Annotated in this window: 17 protein-coding genes; 7 read left to right on the forward strand and 10 right to left on the reverse strand. The window is 43.9% G+C overall.

Going from position 1 to position 20236, the window contains the following annotated elements:
• Nucleotides 1-622 precede the first annotated feature (622 nt).
• Nucleotides 623-1186 carry a DNA glycosylase gene (locus A3K91_RS12600; protein WP_416231982.1) on the reverse strand — a complete coding sequence of 188 codons (564 nt, stop codon included), beginning with the start codon at nucleotides 1184-1186 and terminating at the stop codon, nucleotides 623-625.
• Nucleotides 1187-1605: 419 nt separating this feature from the next.
• Between A3K91_RS12600 and upp the strand changes: the two genes are divergently transcribed.
• Together upp and A3K91_RS12610 are read left to right on the forward strand one after the other, a co-directional pair.
• Nucleotides 1606-2265, forward strand: coding sequence for a uracil phosphoribosyltransferase (gene upp, locus A3K91_RS12605; RefSeq protein WP_062845579.1), 660 nt, complete (start codon nucleotides 1606-1608; stop codon nucleotides 2263-2265).
• A gap of 70 nt (nucleotides 2266-2335) precedes the next feature.
• Nucleotides 2336-3088, forward strand: a complete 753-nt coding sequence (locus tag A3K91_RS12610; protein WP_062845580.1) for an SDR family NAD(P)-dependent oxidoreductase — start codon at nucleotides 2336-2338, stop codon at nucleotides 3086-3088.
• 24 nt (nucleotides 3089-3112) lie between these two features.
• On the opposite strand, the gene A3K91_RS12615 is transcribed toward A3K91_RS12610, so the two are convergent.
• The gene (locus A3K91_RS12615) at nucleotides 3113-3781 is read right to left on the reverse strand and encodes a hypothetical protein (RefSeq protein WP_062845581.1); all 669 of its coding nucleotides are present in this window, start codon (nucleotides 3779-3781) and stop codon (nucleotides 3113-3115) included.
• 336 nt (nucleotides 3782-4117) lie between these two features.
• Here A3K91_RS12615 and A3K91_RS12620 point away from each other — a divergent pair, with 336 nt between their 5' ends.
• Together A3K91_RS12620 and A3K91_RS12625 are read left to right on the forward strand one after the other, a co-directional pair.
• Entirely contained in the window at nucleotides 4118-5071 is a 954-nt protein-coding gene (locus tag A3K91_RS12620) for an alpha/beta fold hydrolase (protein ID WP_062845582.1), read from the forward strand.
• Nucleotides 5072-5304: 233 nt separating this feature from the next.
• Entirely contained in the window at nucleotides 5305-6141 is an 837-nt protein-coding gene (locus tag A3K91_RS12625; RefSeq protein WP_062845583.1) for an alpha/beta fold hydrolase, read from the forward strand.
• A 237-nt stretch (nucleotides 6142-6378) separates the two neighbouring features.
• Here A3K91_RS12625 and A3K91_RS12630 read toward each other — a convergent pair whose 3' ends face one another.
• From A3K91_RS12630 to tyrS, 3 genes are read right to left on the reverse strand one after another with little or no spacing between them, the layout of a single operon-like run.
• Nucleotides 6379-6615: a DUF1653 domain-containing protein gene (locus tag A3K91_RS12630; protein ID WP_062845584.1), complete on the reverse strand. Its 237-nt coding sequence runs from the start codon at nucleotides 6613-6615 to the stop codon at nucleotides 6379-6381.
• A 29-nt stretch (nucleotides 6616-6644) separates the two neighbouring features.
• Nucleotides 6645-7223: a GNAT family N-acetyltransferase gene (locus A3K91_RS12635; RefSeq protein WP_062845585.1), complete on the reverse strand. Its 579-nt coding sequence runs from the start codon at nucleotides 7221-7223 to the stop codon at nucleotides 6645-6647.
• 59 nt (nucleotides 7224-7282) lie between these two features.
• A complete protein-coding gene (gene tyrS, locus A3K91_RS12640) occupies nucleotides 7283-8497 on the reverse strand; it encodes a tyrosine--tRNA ligase (protein WP_062845586.1) in 1215 nt (404 codons plus the stop codon).
• Nucleotides 8498-8616: 119 nt separating this feature from the next.
• Between tyrS and A3K91_RS12645 the strand changes: the two genes are divergently transcribed.
• The 3 genes from A3K91_RS12645 to A3K91_RS12655 all read left to right on the forward strand — a co-directional run bounded on the left by A3K91_RS12645 (nucleotide 8617) and on the right by A3K91_RS12655 (nucleotide 12483).
• Nucleotides 8617-9987 carry an anhydro-N-acetylmuramic acid kinase gene (locus tag A3K91_RS12645; protein WP_062845587.1) on the forward strand — a complete coding sequence of 457 codons (1371 nt, stop codon included), beginning with the start codon at nucleotides 8617-8619 and terminating at the stop codon, nucleotides 9985-9987.
• Between the two features lie 257 nt (nucleotides 9988-10244).
• Nucleotides 10245-11516 (forward strand): beta-ketoacyl-ACP synthase II, encoded by a 1272-nt coding sequence (fabF, locus tag A3K91_RS12650; protein ID WP_062846018.1) that lies wholly within the window; start codon nucleotides 10245-10247, stop codon nucleotides 11514-11516.
• A 124-nt stretch (nucleotides 11517-11640) separates the two neighbouring features.
• Entirely contained in the window at nucleotides 11641-12483 is an 843-nt protein-coding gene (locus tag A3K91_RS12655) for a hypothetical protein (RefSeq protein ID WP_062845588.1), read from the forward strand.
• Nucleotides 12484-12693: 210 nt separating this feature from the next.
• Here the strand turns inward: A3K91_RS12655 and A3K91_RS12660 are convergent, their stop codons facing one another.
• The 5 genes from A3K91_RS12660 to A3K91_RS12680 form a co-directional block, all read right to left on the reverse strand.
• Nucleotides 12694-14511, reverse strand: a complete 1818-nt coding sequence (locus A3K91_RS12660; protein ID WP_062845589.1) for an aminopeptidase P family protein — start codon at nucleotides 14509-14511, stop codon at nucleotides 12694-12696.
• Between the two features lie 353 nt (nucleotides 14512-14864).
• Entirely contained in the window at nucleotides 14865-16427 is a 1563-nt protein-coding gene (locus tag A3K91_RS12665) for a peptide MFS transporter (protein ID WP_062845590.1), read from the reverse strand.
• Nucleotides 16428-16797: 370 nt separating this feature from the next.
• Nucleotides 16798-17247 (reverse strand): hypothetical protein, encoded by a 450-nt coding sequence (locus A3K91_RS12670; RefSeq protein WP_062845591.1) that lies wholly within the window; start codon nucleotides 17245-17247, stop codon nucleotides 16798-16800.
• Between the two features lie 144 nt (nucleotides 17248-17391).
• The gene (gene lnt, locus A3K91_RS12675) at nucleotides 17392-18972 is read right to left on the reverse strand and encodes an apolipoprotein N-acyltransferase (protein ID WP_062845592.1); all 1581 of its coding nucleotides are present in this window, start codon (nucleotides 18970-18972) and stop codon (nucleotides 17392-17394) included.
• A gap of 247 nt (nucleotides 18973-19219) precedes the next feature.
• A complete protein-coding gene (locus A3K91_RS12680; RefSeq protein WP_062845593.1) occupies nucleotides 19220-20119 on the reverse strand; it encodes a transporter associated domain-containing protein in 900 nt (299 codons plus the stop codon).
• Between the last annotated feature and the right edge of the window lie 117 nt (nucleotides 20120-20236).

The following is a 20236-nucleotide window of genomic DNA, read 5'->3' on the forward strand; positions in this document are numbered from 1 at the left end:
ATGTTCGTAATGAATTAACTTTGAGTTTTTCTGCTGTCTTAAATGATAATTTTTATAGTTAATAATCTTCCCGAAAAGAAAAGATAGTCAACTTTATTTTTTAGCATCCTGAATCAGCAAAAATCCACACAAGTTGTTCTTTAGTTATGCTTTTAAATAGTCTCAATCACTGTCGTCCAGTCATCGATATATAGGGTATTACTTTCGCTATTCGCTCATACCGTTACCGGTTAAGCTAACTAGCGAGCCGACTATCTTATCATAATGATTTGAATTGTCAAGCTTTTTTATAATTTGTTTCATCAGGTTAACCGCGTTAGTAATGTGTAATCTACACATCAGTTGCTGCCAGTCCGTCTTGATGAGGGCGTATTATAGAGAGTTTGAACGAAGTGTCAACCAATTTTATACAAGTTTCTTCATTTATTTTACCAAAATATGGAAATGCTAATTTTTTCAATAGCTTAGGTTTTGACTACTTTTGATAGATCGAAAGATCAGCTCTAGGTATGTTTTTTATTATAGTTTGCCCTAGCAAAAATAGTCGGTTTCAGTAGATAGATGGCTTTTACTATTTTTAGACCTTCTTTTCTATTGGAGCTATCCTCCCTATACTTTTACTTTATAACTTCCCCATTTTTTCAAAAAATTCTCTATAAGCAGCGACTTTTTTGTCTAATGCTAGCGGATAAGCGCGTGAGGTAGATGGCAACCTATATAAAGTTAAGTCATTAACAGAACTGGTTTGCTCATCGGTTTGCCACTGGTAAGGATAGTCCATACTTTGATTGGTCTTAGGATATTTTGATTTGGCTGGTGGGATCTCAAGCAAACTCATCAAAACTTCTGTCGCCTTACCGCCTGTGGTAAATAAAGTCTTTACTTGGGGCACTTGCGGCAAAATATTGTCCAAATCAACGCGAGTAACGACTGTTAGGTTTTTATCAGAAGCATTGCCCGTCTCTCGAATGGCTTGTTTGACCGTGGGACAAGAAGCGATGCCGCGCTCAAACATAAAGGCACGAATACGTTCAGGATCGAAACGTTTTTCGTCGTCTACCCGAAAATAGTCAGCATCATCGAAGAACACACGACCATAAATCCGCCACATATCATTATAAAAGTTAGGATAATGAAAGCTCATTGCCCATTTGTCAACCGTGGGCGGGAACGTTCCCATCATCATAACAGTGGCATGCGCTGGCAGCACAGGAGGAAATGGATGCGTTTCTATTGCAGCGGCTCTTGTATCGGATAATATTGTCTGCTCAGCATCTGAGTTATTATGGTTTTGAACATTAGCAGGTTGTGTAGTCATGATATTCTTCATCAGAAAAGTGGTTTTTTTGGTATCATAGCAGGCCTAAACACTGCCTCACTTAGAGTGGCTTTATATAGCCAAGTATAATGAGTGAAATACGGCCGGCTTTTATAGTGGTTATAGGCGCTGAAAAAATAACGCTGAGCCAATCTGGCTGTTATGGCTTTGATCTTACTATGTGGCCATAATTTATAGCGTTAAAGTGCGGTAAGTGTTTGTATCTTTTATACTAATAGCAACCGCAGTGACTGCGCAAGCATCAGACCAAAACCAAGAGAGTTCTTATGAGTGACTTAAACAGCGATTTAAACATTACGGTAATTGATCATCCACTAGTCCGTCATAAGCTCAGCCTAATGCGCGAAAAAGATTGTAGTACTTATAAATTTCGCACATTGACCAAAGAGCTTGCGCGCTTGATGGCTTATGAAGCAAGCCGTGATTTTGAGATTGAAACCTTCCCAATGCAAGGCTGGTGTGGCGAAATCACTGGTGAGCAAATCATCGGTAAGACAGCGACGATTGTACCGATTTTGCGTGCGGGTATTGGCATGCTTGATGGGGTGCTCGATTTGATTCCTACTGCTAAGATTTCTGTTGTGGGTCTACAACGTGATGAAGAAACCTTACAGCCAGTGCCTTTCTTTGAAAAGTTTGTGAGCCACATGGACAAACGCCCTGCACTTATCATTGACCCGATGCTCGCAACGGGTGGCTCAATGGTTGCGACCATTGAGATGCTAAAGAAAAATGGCTGTACCAATATCAAAGCGTTGGTTTTGGTTGCCGCTCCTGAAGGCGTACGCTTAGTCAATGAAGCGCATCCTGACGTGACCATTTATACCGCTGCGCTTGACAGCCATTTGGATGAGCACGGTTATATCATTCCTGGTCTGGGTGATGCGGGTGATAAAATCTTTGGTAAGCAATTATCAAATCGATAAGTAATGTTGAGATAAAAAACCGTCATCAAGATTATAAAAAAGCACACAGCATCAATGATAAGGAGCAGTAATGAACGTATTGATTACAGGAGCAAGTGCGGGTTTTGGTAAAGCACTGGCTGAGGGTTTGGTCGCAAAAGGTCACCGTGTCATTGGTTGTGCCAGGCGTTTAGAGAAACTTAATGCCTTGGCAGAGACTTTGGGCGAAAACTTTTTACCTGTGGTTATGGATGTGAGCGACACTGACTCCATCCCGCACATCATTGCCAATCTGCCTGACGGCTTTAATCAAATCGATGTCTTGGTCAACAATGCTGGTCTCGCACTCGGTACAGAGCCTGCACACAAAGCCAGTCTTGACGACTGGATGCGCATGACCGATACCAATGTTAAAGGTTTAATCGCACTGACTCATGCTGTCTTGCCAGCGATGGTGGATCGTGACAGCGGTTACATCATCAATGTCGGCTCGATTGCGGGCAACTGGCCATACTTTGGCGGCAATGTCTACGGCGCAACCAAAGCGTTTGTCAAACAATTCAGCTTAAACTTGCGCGCTGATCTGGTCGGTACGCAAGTGCGTGTGACCAATATTGAACCGGGCGTCGTGGCAGGTACTGAGTTTTCAAATGTGCGCTATCATGGCGATGACGATAAGGCTGCAAAAGTATATGATGGCTTTAAAACCATGACGGGTGAAGATATTGGCGATATTTTATTATGGCTGATTGAATCGCCTGCTCATATCAACGTCAATCGCTTGGAAGTAATGCCAGTGGCACAAACTTATAATGGTTTGACAATTGCCAAGCAAGACAAATAGACTTTTATCTTACGATAAAGCCTATCAACGTAATTCGTAAGACCGAAGCAACATAGTCTCTATCAACATAGACTCTATGTTGCTTTTTTTTATATCCTCGATGGTTCTCTCATTGACCAAGCGTAAATCCTGAAAATCTAAAATCAGGACTTCGTTTCGCAGGCGCTCACTGGTGCGTTTGTTGTGACGTATAGGGAATCCCAATACTTGCTTACCTGTGATTTTTATTTCATTAACAATCATCTCTGAGCCGTTTGTAGTCTTTTTTTCCATCATTTTTTTTGCATTGGCTATGACGGTGGCTGGATTGACTGTGGTGGTAAATAGCTTGGTTTGTCGAACGCTTTTTGGCAAATCCCCTGCAAAAAATAATATCTGATCTAGTGGCAAATACTGCGCGTGACGCGTCAACTCTTGACGAAATAATGCCGGCATATCGGTATTGAAACTGTCTTCTGTTTGCTGAGAGTACGCTGTAAACTGTCTATGCAAGTAACGTCCAAACACAGTGGTGTTGACCCACTCTATATAGACATCGTTTGTAAGCAACTGCTTGGTGAATGTCTGCGCATCTGATGTGATACGTCCTATCAGCATCGCTAGCAAAAAATCTTGCGGACTGATAAAGGTTTGCTGCTGCCAAACTTGCGGATAAAGACTATTATCCAATAGTGGTAAGGTCAACTTACTCATGCACTAACCTCCTTGTTTATTGGCAAACAGATGACTTACTAACCATCGTCGCAATTTCCACCACTGGTTTTTATGCTATGGTTCTTTTGATGATCCTAATATGTAGTCAATTCAATTTAAAATAAATACAGCAATGCCAACGTCATATTTGCTTGCTGTGCCTTAGCAGATAGAGGCGACGAAAATATACCGTTGGCAGTGGATTATCATTGTCGTACCTTTTTTATTTAGAATTAACTATAGCAGTCTTTTCTTGGTGCAGGTTACCTAAAATGGCTGGCTAAATAAGTGGACATAAAATCGGCTACATTTACTTTAGACTTGCTGTGACTTGATATGAAAATAAACCGACTTTCTCTACCGACTCATTATCCATTCAAAACCATATATATCGCGGTGGCTGATGGCACGCAATTACCAGTTTCTGTTATTGGCAACGGTCAACCTATCATGATGCTACATGCTTATGGGATGGATGCGCGTGAATTTTTGCCATTTATTTTACCGTTAACAGGGCAATATCAATTTTACCTTCCGCACTTTAGAGGGTTTGGCGCGGCAAAGGATATCAAACTCACTCAGTTTGATTTCGTACGTGAGTATGCTGACGATATCAACCTTGTGATTGAGCACATTTGCCTGACTCGCAAGGTAGAGTCCTTGCCCATCGCAGCGATTTCTATGGGTGCACTCGTCATGTGGTCTTACTTTACCTATTTTGGTGTATCTCGCGTCAGTCGTTATTTAAACATCGATCAAAGCCCTGTAATTCACAACCAATCAGATTGGGATGGAGGATTGTTTGGTGATCGACAACAAGCACTGTTTGAGACTTTTCAAGAGATTATCGATAAGACGCTGCCCTATGCGCATGTTGAGCGCTTCACGCACTTGCCGTTTTCTCTCAAACGCTGCGTGACCGACGTTGAACGCCTGTTTTCTTTACTATCGGTAAGTCGCCCGCGCTCAAAAGCCCTGGTAAAGATACTGACTCATCAAAACGATCATAAACTGGCGTTTTATGACCATAGTACGTGGCAACATAAAATGCGCTGCCTACAAGCCTATTTGGCGATACCTTATGACTTTCGCTCTGTCACAGCCGATGTGACTATTCCAGTTGTTAGTCTTATCGGGGCCAAGTCAGAATTATACGATCCTAAATGGCAGCAAAAAATCACAAAGATGTTACCCAATGCCACTGACATCATTCTACCGCATTCAGGCCATGCCGTGCCTATAGATGAACCTATTCGGTTTTTTAAAATACTAAAAGAATTTCTACAATAGTAACTAAGATTTTACACAATCACTTCATAATTACCACTATAACTTTACGACTTGTCATAGCAATGAACTTAGGCTGGTTTTATACTAAAAATCGGTACTGAGCTGAACAGTCATAGGTTAAACAAGTACTGGTTAAATAAGTACTTACCAAACAAGTACTAGGCTAGTTAACAGACACCAGCAAGTATCACTCATAAGCAATAAAAATAAAATAACTTCAAAAGGATAAAATCATGCCCTACGTTACAGTTGCAACACAAGACAATGAACCTGTCGATATCTACTATGAGATTCAAGGAAGCGGTAAACCTGTTGTGCTGATTCATGGCTGGCCGCTAAGTGGACGTGCTTGGGAAGCACAACTTCCTGCACTGGTAGAAGCTGGTTACCAAGTCATTACCTACGACAGACGCGGCTTTGGTCAGTCATCTAAACCTTGGGAAGGCTACGATTACGACACATTGGCACAGGATTTAAAAGCGCTGATGGACACGCTGGATCTAAATGATGCCACCCTTGTTGGATTTTCGATGGGCGGCGGTGAAGTCGCACGCTACCTTGGTAGATACGGCTCAGATCGTGTTGCCAAAGCGGTGCTTGCCTCTGCCGTTCCCCCGTATTTGTACAAAGCCGATGACAATCCCGATGGTGGTCTTGAAGATGCTGACGTACAAGCATTTTTGGACGGCGTGCGCGAGGATCGAATCGCTTTCTTAAACGACTTTACTAAGAATTTTTTCACACCAAAAGATGGCTCATTGTTGGTGAGCAAACCCATGCGTTTATATAACCGTGATATCGCAGCATTTGCCTCGCCCAAAGCCACTTACGATTGTGTAAAATCTTTTAGCTACACTGATTTACGTGACGATCTAAAAGCGTTTGACGTGCCAACTTTAGTGATACATGGTGATTCGGATCAAGTCGTACCGTTTGAAGCGAGTGGTGAACGCTCACATGATATGATTGCAGACAGCCAGCTTCATATTGTTCAAGGTGGCCCGCACGGTATCAATGTCACGCATAAAGACGAGTTCAACGATGTGTTGATTGCATTTTTGAATAGCTAATGGCTTTTTAAATTGGCTAATGGTTTTTTAAGATGACACAAAAAAAGCGACTCCAAAAGTCGCTTTTTTATTTGCTTAATGATTTATGCATAACTTAGAACTATCGTAAATTTATTTTAAATCGATGCTCTGCGAATGGTATAAAGTTTTCCTTGCTTGCTGTTGTCACAGAGGCTACGAAAAATTCATCCTAGTCACGCATAGCCATTCACGTGTCGCTGTTATTTTGAGCTAATACTAATCCGCTAGCTCTTTAATCAGCTCAAAACGTGGTACTTCTTTGCCCTCGATAGTAACCGTTTCGGTAAACATACTCAAAGGACGTACCCAAACACCATATTCGCCGTATAAACAGCGATACACGATTAACGATTCTTCTGTTTCTGAATGGGTTGCCGTATGTAGCACTTGATAGAGGCTGCCTTTGTAATGGCGGTAGATGCCTTGGGGGACAGTTTGGTTTTGGTGTGGCATAAGATTCTTATTTAGTTTGGTTACGAATGTTAGTAGCTTTTATTAAGCTTGTTTGTCAGCTCAACCTTTACTTGTGGCCATTCAGATTTTAATACACTATACATGACGGTATCTGAAATAACGCCATCACGGCGGACTCGATTGCCTCGAATGATTCCATCTTTTTTTGCGCCTAGACGTTCAATCGCTTTTTGTGAACGATGGTTTTCGATGTCTGTGCGCCAGCCTACCGTTTGATATTTTAAATTTTCAAATATATAGGTAAGTAGCATGAGCTTACAGGTCGTATTGACGTGCGTCTGCCAATACGACTTGGCGTACCATGTGTAGCCAATCTCTAAGCGCTTTGTGAGCGGTAAAATATCGTGAAAACTGGTTGAACCAATTGCTTTACCAGTACGCTCATCAATGACGACAAAAGCTTGTCTGTCAGGCATTGAATCAGCGGTATTGATATAGTCGATGACCTTATTTGGCTCAGGTACAGACGTCACATTTATTTTCCATAGCTCACCATCTTGGCAGGCTTCAACCAAATCACTTGCATGAGTTAATGTTAATGGCTTAAGGATAATCCCGTTACTTGATAAAGTAGGAAGGTCTAACATATCTCTCTCCTTAAACCATCGCTATTTCGAAAAAAAATTGGCCTAATTAGCTATCTAAATTAATCTACCGTCACTTTGGCATAGGCTTTTTTGCCTGCTTGGATGACGACTGTCTGACCTGAGGTTAAGCTAAAGCCAGCATTGACCTCTTCGCCATCTACTTTTACTGCATTGCGTTTTAGCATGTCTTTTGCCGCCGCGCTGTTCTTGGTCAATCCTGCTTGGTTTAGTATCTGCGTGATAAACAAAGCATCTTGACCATCCTCAAGCGTTAAAGTCACTTCTGGCAAATCAACTGGCAACTCACCATCTGCTAATACGTTACCCGCTGATTTATGCGCGTTGGCAGCAGCATCGGCATCATGGAAACGCTCGATCAATTCTTCCGCCAAAATGCGTTTGATTTCTTGTGGATTACGACCACCTTCCATCTCACTCATCAGTGCTTCGATATCTTCCATTGGTTTGAAGCTCAAGAACTCAAAGTAGCGACGAATCAAAGTATCTGGCATTGACAGAATTTTTTGGTACATGGTGCCTGGCGCATCGTAGATGGCAACATAGTTGCCGAGTGACTTAGACATTTTGTTGACGCCATCCAAGCCTTCTAGGATTGGCACAGTGATACAAACTTGCGACTCTTGACCGTAGCGACCTTGCAAGGTGCGGCCCATCAATAAGTTAAAGGTTTGATCGGTACCGCCAAGCTCGACATCGGCTTTTAGCGCGATAGAGTCATACCCTTGTACTAAGGGATAGAGAAACTCATGAATAGAAATCGGCGTTTGAGACGCATAGCGCTTGGAGAAATCATCGCGCTCAAGCATACGTGAGACCGTTTGCTGACTGGCGAGCTGAATCATATCTGCCGCTGTCATGTCGTTAAACCATTCTGAGTTAAAGACCACGCGGGTTTTTTCTTTGTCCAAGATTTTAAAGACTTGCTCAGCGTAGGTGGTGGCGTTGGCTTTGATTTGCTCGTCAGTCAACGGCGGGCGCGTGCTGTTCTTGCCAGACGGATCACCAATCTTGGCCGTATAATCACCAATTAAGAAATAAATCTCATGACCCAAGTCTTGAAAATGCTTGAGCTTATTGATCAAAACCGTGTGTCCCAAATGCAAATCAGGGGCTGTGGGATCGAAGCCTGCTTTGATACGCAACGGGCGATTGAGCTTGAGCTTGGCAACCAAATCCTCTTCAGATAGGATTTCTTGTGTGCCGCGCTGGATAAGGGCAAGCTGTTCTTCTAGGGTGTAAGTCTGAGTGGTCATGAGGATCTCTTAATGGTCTTTATAAAATGGTGAAAGTACTTGGGCTATTTAGAATCTCGTAGCCGTCAAAAAATGTTAGAATTTGGCAGATATACTAGCGTTTTTTAAGGTAAATTGCCATGACCAAGCCCGTATCAATAACTGATAACCCTCATAGTAGCGATATAGATTTAAGTATAAATAGTGGTTTAGACGACCACGTATACAATAATGATGACTTAAATTATGCCACCTTGACCGAAGCACTTGAGCAAACGGTGTTTGAAAACTTCGATGATGGCTTATATATCGGCATGATGTCGGGCACAAGCTTGGATGGTATGGATGCGGTTCTTTGTCAATTTAGCGACTCAGCTAGTCAAGAAAGCGATACGCAGCAGCCCATGCGATTGTTGGCCACGTATAGTCAAGATTTTCCGCCACGACTGCGTGAGGTATTATTAGCGCTCTGCCAGCCAAATGGTGTGAGTCAATTAACACCAGCAACAGATGAACCAAGCAGTGAGTTGGATTGGTTTGGCTGGGCAAGTCGTGAGTATGGTGAATTTGCCAGTAACGTGGTCAATAGCTTATTGCAACAAGCCCAAGTAGAGGCTGAAGCGGTTTTGGCAATTGGCTGTCATGGTCAAACTGTCCGCCATCGTCCGCACATGGGTTTTAGCTTGCAGCTGGTCGATGCCAATATCATTGCTGAGCGTACAGGTATTAGTGTCGTCAGTGATTTTCGCCGCCGCGATATGGCAGTTGGTGGACAAGGCGCGCCTTTGGTGCCTGCTTTTCATCAAGCGCTATTTACCGCCACGGACAATACGCGTGTACTATTAAACTTGGGCGGTATCGCCAATATAACCGTCTTGCCAGCCGTCTCTCATGAGGCGGCAAATCATCACTCAAGTCACGTGATCGGTTATGACACAGGTCCTGCCAATCTGTTATTAGATGCATGGACGACATTGCATACCGACAAAGATTATGATGCAGGCGGTGCGTGGGCGCAGTCAGGACAAATCGTTGAGCCACTATTGAATCAGCTTTTAGAGCATCCTTTTTTTACTAAGCCTTATCCCAAAAGCACTGGTCGTGAAGACTTTAATCTAGAATGGCTACAAGATGAGCTGCAAAAATTCGATCAAGCGTCTGTTTATACGCGCTATTCATCAGCAGATGTGCAAGCCACCTTGACCGAACTGACGGCGATCAGCGCTAGTATACAAATCAAGCAAGTCTTACTTAAAGAAAAACAAGACTGCGGTGCCATCTACGTGTGCGGTGGCGGTGCGCTTAATGATTATTTGATCGAGCGTTTGCAGGTGAATTTGCCTCATTGTACCGTGGCAACAACCGCAAGTTTAGGACTTGATCCGACATGGGTAGAAGCCGTTGCTTTTGCGTGGTTGTCAAGGCAGACATTGATGGGAGAATCGGGTAATTTGCCCGAAGTAACGGGTGCAAACAAGGGCGTGGTACTGGGTCAAGTTTGTTTTGCCTGACCAGTTCATTTAAGTTTACATGCGTAAACTAATGTGTTTTATAATGGTTGCCAAAATATAGTGATAGCGTTATAAATAACATAACGTTATCACATTAAAATATTAGGAAAACATCATCCTCTTAGGACCATAAGTATAGGATATATCGCATGAGCCAACACAGCAATTCACCTTCCGTGCAAGCTGCAAATAATACTGATGCTGCTCCAGAACAGAAAACGCGCCATAAGCCACCCCATTACGAACGCTCTGATGATATGCGAGTTGTGATCACAGGTATGGGTGCTATCACACCGCTTGGTCTAGACGTGGATAGTTCATGGACAAGCCTACTCAAAGGCGATAGCGGTATTGTGCCCATTACTCATTTTGATGCGACAGAGTACCGTGCGAAAATTGCAGGCGTCGTAAAAGACTTTGATGCCAAAAATTATATGAGTGCCAAGGACGCACGCCGTTATGATGAGTTTATTCATTATGGTATTGCTGCCTCAGCAATGGCATTGAAAAATGCTGGCTTCATTGATGAAGTCAGTGCGGCTGACAGTCCTGTAAAAGACGTTGATCAAGAGCGTTTTGGCATTATCTTAGGCTCAGGTATTGGCGGCATCCAAACCATTGAAAACAGTCGCGATATGCTACATGAAAAAGGTGCAACTAAAGTCTCACCTTTTATTATCCCAGGCTCTATTGTCAATATGGCGGCAGGATTGGTCGCGATTAAGCACAAATTGCAAGGTCCTAATCTTGCCACATCGACGGCCTGTACCACTGCCACGCACGCAATGGGCCTTGCCGCTCGTTTGATTGCCTATGGTGATGCTGATGTCATGCTGGCTGGCGGTAGCGAAAAAGGCTCCAGTCCACTTGGTATGGCAGGTTTTGGTGCCATGCACGCCCTATCAACCCGCAATGAGGAGCCAACCAAAGCCTCGCGTCCCTTTGATAAAGACCGTGACGGGTTTGTACTTGGTGATGGCGCAGGTATGGTGGTCTTAGAAAGCCTTGCTCACGCCAAAGCTCGCGGTGCAACGATTCTAGCAGAACTGGTCGGATTCGGTATGAGTGATGATGCCAGTCATATCACATCGCCACCAGAAGATGGTAGCGGCGCGGCAAGAGCGATGAAAAATGCGCTGAAGGATGCAGGTATCGATCCTGCTGCAGTTGGGTATGTCAACGCGCATGGCACGAGCACGCCTGCAGGTGATGTCGCTGAATCGATTGCTATCGAAACGGTATTTGCACCAGTGAAAGACAGCATTTTAGTGAGTTCAACCAAGTCCATGACTGGGCACTTACTGGGAGCAGCTGGCGGTATCGAAGCTATCTTTACGATATTAGCCTTACAGCATCAGCATGTGCCGCCGACCATCAACTTGGATAATGTCGAAGATAACTGTAATCTCGATTATGTGGCCAATCAATCACGCAAAGTGGAAAACCTACAGTACGCTGTGTCCAATAGCTTCGGCTTTGGTGGCACCAATGGCTCACTAATCTTTGCACGCTGGCCTATCAATCAGTAAGATGTAAACGCTGACAACGTGAGTCATCCTTACGTTGTAACGTTGTTGTCAGATTGGCTACGTTTGTCCACTTGCAGCCCCTTATCGTACTTGCGTATGATAAGGGGTAATTTTTGGAACATTTATGGACGATACCATGTCAAGCTACTCATTTTCCCAACATTTTTATCAGCGCTGGACGTGTGCTCCTGAACCGATACGCGCTGCCATCACTCAAGAGCTAGAAGATATCACCAACTTATTGCAGACAGAAACCCCTTTTGAAAGCTTTGTTTTTCGCACGCATGATTTGGACGCTCATGTCGATGAGCTGTATGAAAACCATGAAGCTGAGCAAGCCATTGCAAAAGCCATCATCGATAAACAAGAAAAGGAGCGTGCAGCAGCCGAACAACAACGCTTAGAAGATGAAAAAAGCCAAGCAATAGCAGCTGCTAAGCAGCAAGAAAAAGACAGACGTCTTGAAACAGAAGCAACCGCGCAAAAAGAATTAGAAAAAAATGCATTATCAAAGCCAGTGACGGATAACAACAATCCGAATGCCTCTACCGCAGCAAACGCTGCAGATAAGACAAGTATTGATGGTAAGAATATCGAAAGTACTGAAAATAACGCTACTGGCAATACTGGCAAAGCCTCAGCTGACACAGATACAAAACCTCAAACCATTGCTGAACCTGCCAATCCCACGAATGAGGCAAGCATCAAAACTGACATTGCTATTAAGGCGATCAATACTAAGGCCAGCGCTGCCATTAGCTTGGCATTAAAAGATACAAACGCTAATACCAATCATCAATCATTGATTCGTGAACTAGAAATGCAGATTGATGACTATCTCAGCGATCAGATGATGCTAATGTCTGAAAACCTAAAATCTTGGCTACGGGCCGAAATCACTCAGCATTTAGGTGATCAAGGTACGCCAGTCAAGAAAGAAGAGGACATTAAGAAAAACATTCATTAACAGCGAGCGCTTGATTGACAGTACGTTTCTACTAAAAGCTTCGACTAAAAATAGTCCAACGGCTCCGTACCAAAAAACGCATAAAAAAAGCCCCGCCTATGATTGACGGGGCTTTTTTGTATTTTATTCACGATACAAGGCCGTAAAACACCTTATCTTAGTCGCTCTCTGCGCGTTTTGTCCTTATTTTCAGACAAGCAATATTTCTGATTAGATGGCTTGTGTTCGCTCAGTCAACCACTCAAGTGCGGCGCCGTCCACGCGATCTTTTAACTCTGCAAACACTTGGCGATGATACTGATTGAGCCAATCAGTCTCTACTTGGTCCAATAGTGACGGTTCAATCAAACGCGTATCAATTGGGCAGTAAGTGATGGTTTCAAAGTGTAAGAAATCACCAAATTCTGTCTCAGTAGGATTGCCGACTGGCGTGTTGATTACCAAGTTTTCAATACGAATACCCCATTTGCCTTCACGATAGAGACCTGGCTCATTGCTTGAGATCATACCGACTTTCATAGCGCGCTCTTTTGGTGTACTGGCGCTATAAGCAATGACCTGTGGACCTTCATGTACGTTTAAGAAATACCCAACCCCATGGCCGGTACCATGACCATAATCCATCTGCGCTTGCCACAATGGTGCGCGGCAAATGGCATCGATTAATGGAGAAGCAATACCGTCTGGGAAATGAGCGCGTGCTAAGGCAATGTGTGCTTTTAATACTGTAGTAAAGTCACGTTTGTGCTCAGCATTGACCGCTCCGATACCGACCACACGAGTGATATCAGTCGTACCATTTTGATATTGTGCGCCTGAATCAATCAGTAACAATCCGCCTTCCCCTTCATTCACATCGAGGTAGCTGAATTTTTCTGGTGTTGCACGGTAATGCGGCAATGCGCCATTTTCATTAAACCCTGCAATGGTCGGAAAACTTGGCGATACATAGTGTGGCTGCTGACTACGTACCTCAATCAGCATACTATCAACATCCAACTCGCTTAGACGCTCGCCTGCCTCAAGACGTTGCTCAAACGTCGAAAAGAATTCGCACAATGCTGCACCATCTTGACGCATGGCTTCACGCACATGGTCAATATCCGCATCAGATTTCACCGACTTTAGCAAAGTACTTGGCGCCATTTGTTCGATAAAACCCACATCATCTGCCATTTTTGATAAGGTGCCGACGGCTACTTTATTTGGGTCCAATAGTAACAAATCTTCTGGCGTCAATGTACCTAGCGCCTCTTGCACAGACTCATAATCCGCCAATGTGATACCGCTTGCGTCCAAATGGTTGGCAATCTCTGTACTGACCTTGCTGTTCTCCACAAACAAAGTGGCACTGTCTTCACTGATTAGCATATGCGCCAAGAATACAGGGTTATAATCGACATCAGCGCCACGTAGATTGGTGAGCCAAGCGATGTCGTCTAAGCTTGATAGTAAATGATGTGTGGCGCCCGCTTCTGCCATACCAGCACGTACCGCAGCCAGTTTGGAAGTAGCAGATTGCGCGACAAACGACGCATCGTGCGAATAGAGTGCAGCATCTGGTAGCGCTGGACGATCTTCCCATATTTCTGCCAGTACATCACGCTCAGTAATTAGAGTAATCTCATGAGCATCAAACGCATTTAACAGACGATCTTGCTCAGCGATAGACAAGACATTGCCATCGACGGCGACACTATCGCCCTCGACCAAATGCTCAGCCAACCAATCAATGTGGTTTGGTTGACCAGGAGCGAGTTTTTCTAAGCTAATACCTGTGTCTTGCAATTGGTCAGCTGCGTGTACCCAGTAGCGACTGTCCGTCCAAAGACCTGCAAAATCTGCCGTCACAACCAATGTACCCACTGAACCTGTAAACCCTGACAACCAGAGTCTTGCCTGCCAATACTCTGGCAAGTATTCAGACAAATGCGGATCTGCTGATGGCACGATAATGGCCGTGAGGTCTTGTGCTGTTAAGGTCTGACGTAGAGTTTCAATACGATCATGGATGATTTGTTTATTCATAAATTGCTTCCTTATTAATATTAGATAGAGCGGTGAGGCGACTATGGATAGCCGTCTTATTCGAATCGGACAACGTGCTGCTTGAAATGCGAATAGTCAGTCTGGCAAAAATAGAGATTGTAAACAGGTTTCAATATTCAAAGTCAAATATATAAAAACAGTCAGCACACGATGATTGCCGTTGGATATTATTAGATGTTTGGGCAGAACATAAGCTTTCAATAGCCCATAAAAAATACTGCGCTAATTAAAACAATAAAACGTGCTACCAATCATGGTAACACGTCTCATCAGTTATCACTGCTTTAGGCAATACGTACAATCAGCAGTTGATAAAAGGTGCTATCTAATAGTTAGCTGACTTGATCTGCTTGCTCACTCTTTTTCAGCATATTATTGATAGGTTTGGCCAGTACCAATAGGATAACTGCTGTCACCACCAAAAAGACCGTCATCGTTGTAAATAAGGTCGGTAAACCTTCGATTTTATCAGCAGATACATGACCACCGAAGAAAGCTGCAACCAAGTTACCCATAGCGATAGAGGCAAAGAAAAGCCCCATCATCTGACCTTGCATGCCCTTTGGCGCAAGTTTTGTCATTGAAGACAGACCAACCGGACTCAATGCCAACTCACCAAGTGTCAATAACAACAAACTGCCTACCAACCATAATGGTGATGCCAAACCGCCATCATTGGTCAAAATGCTTTTTGAAGCAAAGATCATCAAGGCAAAACCAGCGGCCGCAAGTAACATGCCGAGTGCAAACTTAGCCATACTACTTGGTTCAAGACCTTTATTAGCAAGCTTAACCCAAACAATGCTGACGATAGGTGCCAAAATTAAGATAAACAATGGGTTCAAAGACTGGAACCAAATACTTGGAATCTCAAAACCTAAAACATTCAAATCGGTATAACGATCAGCGAACAAGTTAAATGACGTTGGCTGCTGCTCAAAACTTGACCAAAATAGCGTTGAACCAATGATTAGGATAAAACAAATCAGTAAACGCAGTTTGTCCGTCTTATCCAATCTTGGTGAGATAAACATGATGGCAAAGTACAATATAACGACCGCTGCAATAATATAGGTCATATACTCTGCAACCATTTGAGGATTGAACGAGATCATACCCGTCGATACCAAAAGCACCACTGCCACTAATAATGCTACAAACCCTGCCACCCAGCGACCTATGTTTTTGTAAATACCGTTGGCGTTTTCCCATTCAGCTGTAATGCCTTTGGCGCGTGCATAACGTGTTAAGTTCTTTTGTGCTGCAAAACGATAGACCAATAGCGATACAAGCATGCCAAGACCACCAACACCAAAACCTGCATGCCACATACCTTTTTCTTTAAAGACACCTACGATAAGGGCGGCCAGCAACGCGCCAATATTGATACCCATATAAAATAACGTAAAACCCCCATCACGGCGGACATCACCTTTGGGATATAAGGCACCAACCATGACTGAGATACAGGTTTTGAATAGTCCTGAACCTAATACGATACATATCAAACCGACAAAAAACAGCGTCATACCGAATACGGCAGACAGGGCAATACATAAATGCCCGAGGGCAATAATGATACTACCCCACCACAGTGCGCGCTCTTGACCAAGCCAATTATCTGCCAGCCAACCACCTGGCACTGCTGCCAAATATAACGATCCTGCAAAAATACCGTAAATAGCAGAAGCCGTTACTTCATCAAAGCCGAAACCGCCGCTGCCAACCGTCGCTACCATAAATAATACGAGTAAGGGACGGATACTATAGTAAGAAAATCGTTCCCACATTTCGGTAAAAAATAGAGAACGCAATGGCTTGGGGTGTCCCATAAAACCATTATCTAATGCTTCCAGTTCAGCAGTCCTCGCCTCTGATTTTGATTCTATGCTCATAACTTTATTCCTTTAAAGACCACTGTAATCATGACCAAGCCTCTGATTTCATCATCAGTAGACCTCTGACTTTACCGTCAGACAGTCATGTAAGCGCGTCATTGTTTCATTTGGTTATACTCAAGTAAAGAAAAAGTTGGCTAGGAATTACACAAATACATACAAAGAAAAACCCGAGCTCACAAAATGAGATCGGGTTTTTTTATGAATACTAACGACAACCGTACGGTGTGTTTAGCGTATTGCACTCAAGCTTTAAATAGGGCAAATATCTCGCGCTTCCCTTTAAAGCCTTGACGTTTGAATACGCTTCTAGTGAGGTAAATGTGCAATAAAGCAACTTTTACGACAAGTTCTTTTTTGGAAAATATTACTGTGCAGCCGTTGGTGTATCAGTCGTATCGCCTGCATCTAAGTCACCATCTGCTTGCTCAGCCGTTAAATCTGCATCGCCAACCGCTGCTTGATTGACAGTACCAGAGGCTGTCGCTGTACCAGACTCTGCCGCAACCACGGCACTATCACCTTCTGTTACTGGAGTGACGGTCGCATCTGCTGCTGTATCCGTTGCTGAGGCATCTGCTGTTGCCACAGGTGCAGCTGTAGTTTCTGCTGGCGCTGCATCGTCTTCAGCAGCAATTGCTTCAGCCTTAGCAGCAGCGGCTGATGCTGCGGTAGTCTCAGCCTTAATATGTTCGCCTGCTGGACGCAAAAATCCAGAAATGCCAATCAATAAGACAATACCTAAAAATAAGGCAATGCCGCACAAAGTATACAGCAGCTCTTTCTTCGGATTGTTGTTGACGATACCTTCTGACATACCTTATCCACCTTGCACAAAATATTTGAAATATTGACCTATTATATCGCAATTTATACTGATTTGTTAAAACCCTTAAGTATTTAAAGGATTTATTATCAACAACTTCTTTCAATGGCCTTTATGATAAATGATAGCGGCCCACTATACCTGCTTGCTAGAACGAACCTGTGCGCTTGATCCTTTGCCAAAATAGCTTAATACCAATAATAACGCGATGATAAATAAGATAGGATACTGACCAAAACGCATAAAGGGTGTATTGCCAACACGCGCTTGCACCTCACCGCGTAATACCGTGCGTTCAAACTGCGGCGCGCGCTCGACAATATGACCTTTATGATCAATGATTGCCGTCACACCCGTATTGGTTGCCCGCATAAACCAGCGCCCATTTTCAAGCGCGCGCATCTGTACCATTTGTAGATGTTGCAACGGACCGGCTGACGTACCAAACCAAGCATCGTTTGAGATGGTCAATAAAAAGTCCGTACCAATGGCATTTTTGCGGGTGGTATCTGGATAGGCAACCTCATAACAAATGGCTGATCCCAGATTGTGTCCACGAACGCGTAGCGGTGCCTGTTTATCGCTACCACGACTGTAACTCATGATGTCTTGGCTACCTGCCAGATTCGGCAAAATATCTAACAATCCTTCAAAGGGAATGTACTCGCCAAACGGTACCAGACGTTGTTTTTTGTAGAGTCCTTCTGCGTCTGCGCCTAAGGCAATGACACTGTTGTAAAATGGCGGGTATTTATCGGTACTGGCATCAAATGCTGCTTCATCTTTGTAAGGAATACCCGTGACCCACGTAGTATCCGTCTCCTTGGCCATCTTGACCATTTCATTGATAAAGCCAACCGCTTCCGTCTGAAACATGGGAATAGAAGACTCAGGCCACAACACAAGATCGCGGTCCCATTCGGTACTCGTTAGGGTTGCATAGATTTTGAGCGTTTCTATCTGATACTCAGTGAGCCATTTGAGATCTTGAGGAATATTGCCTTGGATCAACGACACAGATAAATCTGGCGTGCCTTTTGGCTTTGTCCACTGCGGATTGATTAACCATAAGGCGGTGCTAATGGCCAGTAGCCCCAACGATGGAATCATATAACCACTACGGCGACGCAATAGCTCAACCACACTTGCGGCTAATAAGACCGCGACAAAAGAGATGGCAAAAACGCCCGCAACAGGCGCCAATGAGGACAGCCAATACTGCTCGGTAAAGGCATAACCCACAAACAACCACGGGAAACCGGTAAACAACCACGTTTTCATCCATTCTTGCAAAACCCAAAGCGCTGCAAAAGACAGCGGCTGCTTACCGACTACCTTATTGAATGTTAGCGCCATAAATCCATGAAACAACCCCATGCCCAGACCCATGAGTGCAATCATAATGAGTGCAAGCCATACAGGCGTATTGCCGTAGACGTGAATAGAGGTATAGAGCCAAAAAGCACCCACGCACCACAGTCCTGTGCCATAAGCCTGACCGATCAAAAAGGCACGTTTGCCATTCATTACAGGGATTAATAAGGCGTACAAAATAGCAGGCGACACCAGTGCAAGCGGCCAAATATCATAAGGCGCAAGCGCCAAGGTAAATATTGCGCCTGCCAGCCACGCAATCAGTACCGTCACAAGCATTGGTAAGCCTTTTGGCTTATCAGGGTTCAGACGTTTTTGCAAATCAACAGTAGACAGACGCATAGCAGTTATCCAAAACCATATTTCTCAAAAATTTAAAGCTTTAGTATCCAAGTAATACTCAAGCCAAAGTAGACCGTATCCAGTTTGATACTGTATCTAAAATTAAACCCGCCCATGATACCAGCCTAGCCTACTGAATGGGTAAAATTGCGTAGCAAAATCCCAATTCTAAAAAGAAAAAAACACGATCGCAATCGTGTTTTTTAAGTGTCGCCTATCGTCTTTTAATCGCTCATCTAGTAACTCATTAATGACTGCCTATCAATATCTGATGATCTGGATTCATTTTGGTCAGCTCTAGGTTTTGGATAAAACGTCCTTCCACATCGGTAATGGTGATTTTCCAATCGTCTATTACCACGCTCTCCCCTTCCAAATCTCCCACATGACCCAATGCTTGCATGACCAAACCGCCCATGGTATCGACATCGGTATCATCAAATTGGCTACCAAGCTCATCGTTACAGTCTTCAATCACTGTAGAGGCTTGCACACGCCACGTGTTAGATTTTTCGGGATCAGCAATGATGTTATTGATGTCACTGTCTTCATCAAAGTCGTCATGCTCATCGACGATATCGCCGACAATCTCTTCGAGTAGGTCTTCCATCGTGACCACGCCACCAAAATTACCAAACTCATCCACCACAATGGCCATGTGTACTTGTGTCCGTTGCAATGAGCGTAACAAAGTATCAGAGCGCGCGGTCTCACTGATATACAACGGCTGGCGCACCAAATCTCTTAGACGTTTGCTGTCAATTTTTTCTTCTTGGTTGCGAACCATATGAACCAGAATAGGAATTAAGTCTTTTGCCAGCAAGATTCCAATGACGGCATCGTCGTCTTGACTGTCAAATACTGGGTAGCGTGAGTGTGTGGTATCAAGGATGATATCCATCACTTCAGAGATGCTGGTACTTTCGTGTAAACCTATCACTTGCGGACGCGGCGTCATGATTTCACGCACTTGGGTCGCTGGCAGATCTAGCACGCCTTCTAACATATCAACGGTATCAGGTTCTAAAAACTGGCGCGAGTCTTGTACCAAACGAACCAGTTCATCACGGGTTTCAGGGGCGGTCGATAGCCAGCGTTTTAAGCCGCGCATCGACCAACTACTCGGGCTGGGAGTGTCGTCAGACATGGTGTTGTGATTTAACCTCTTTAGTTAATGACAATAAATATAATAAGTAAATAATAGATAACGTGTAGATGGGGACAAACGTCATGAATAAAACCAATCTTTTATCATTAAACAATA

The organism is Psychrobacter alimentarius, from assembly GCF_001606025.1.
GTDB classification, from domain to species: Bacteria; Pseudomonadota; Gammaproteobacteria; order Pseudomonadales; family Moraxellaceae; genus Psychrobacter; species Psychrobacter alimentarius.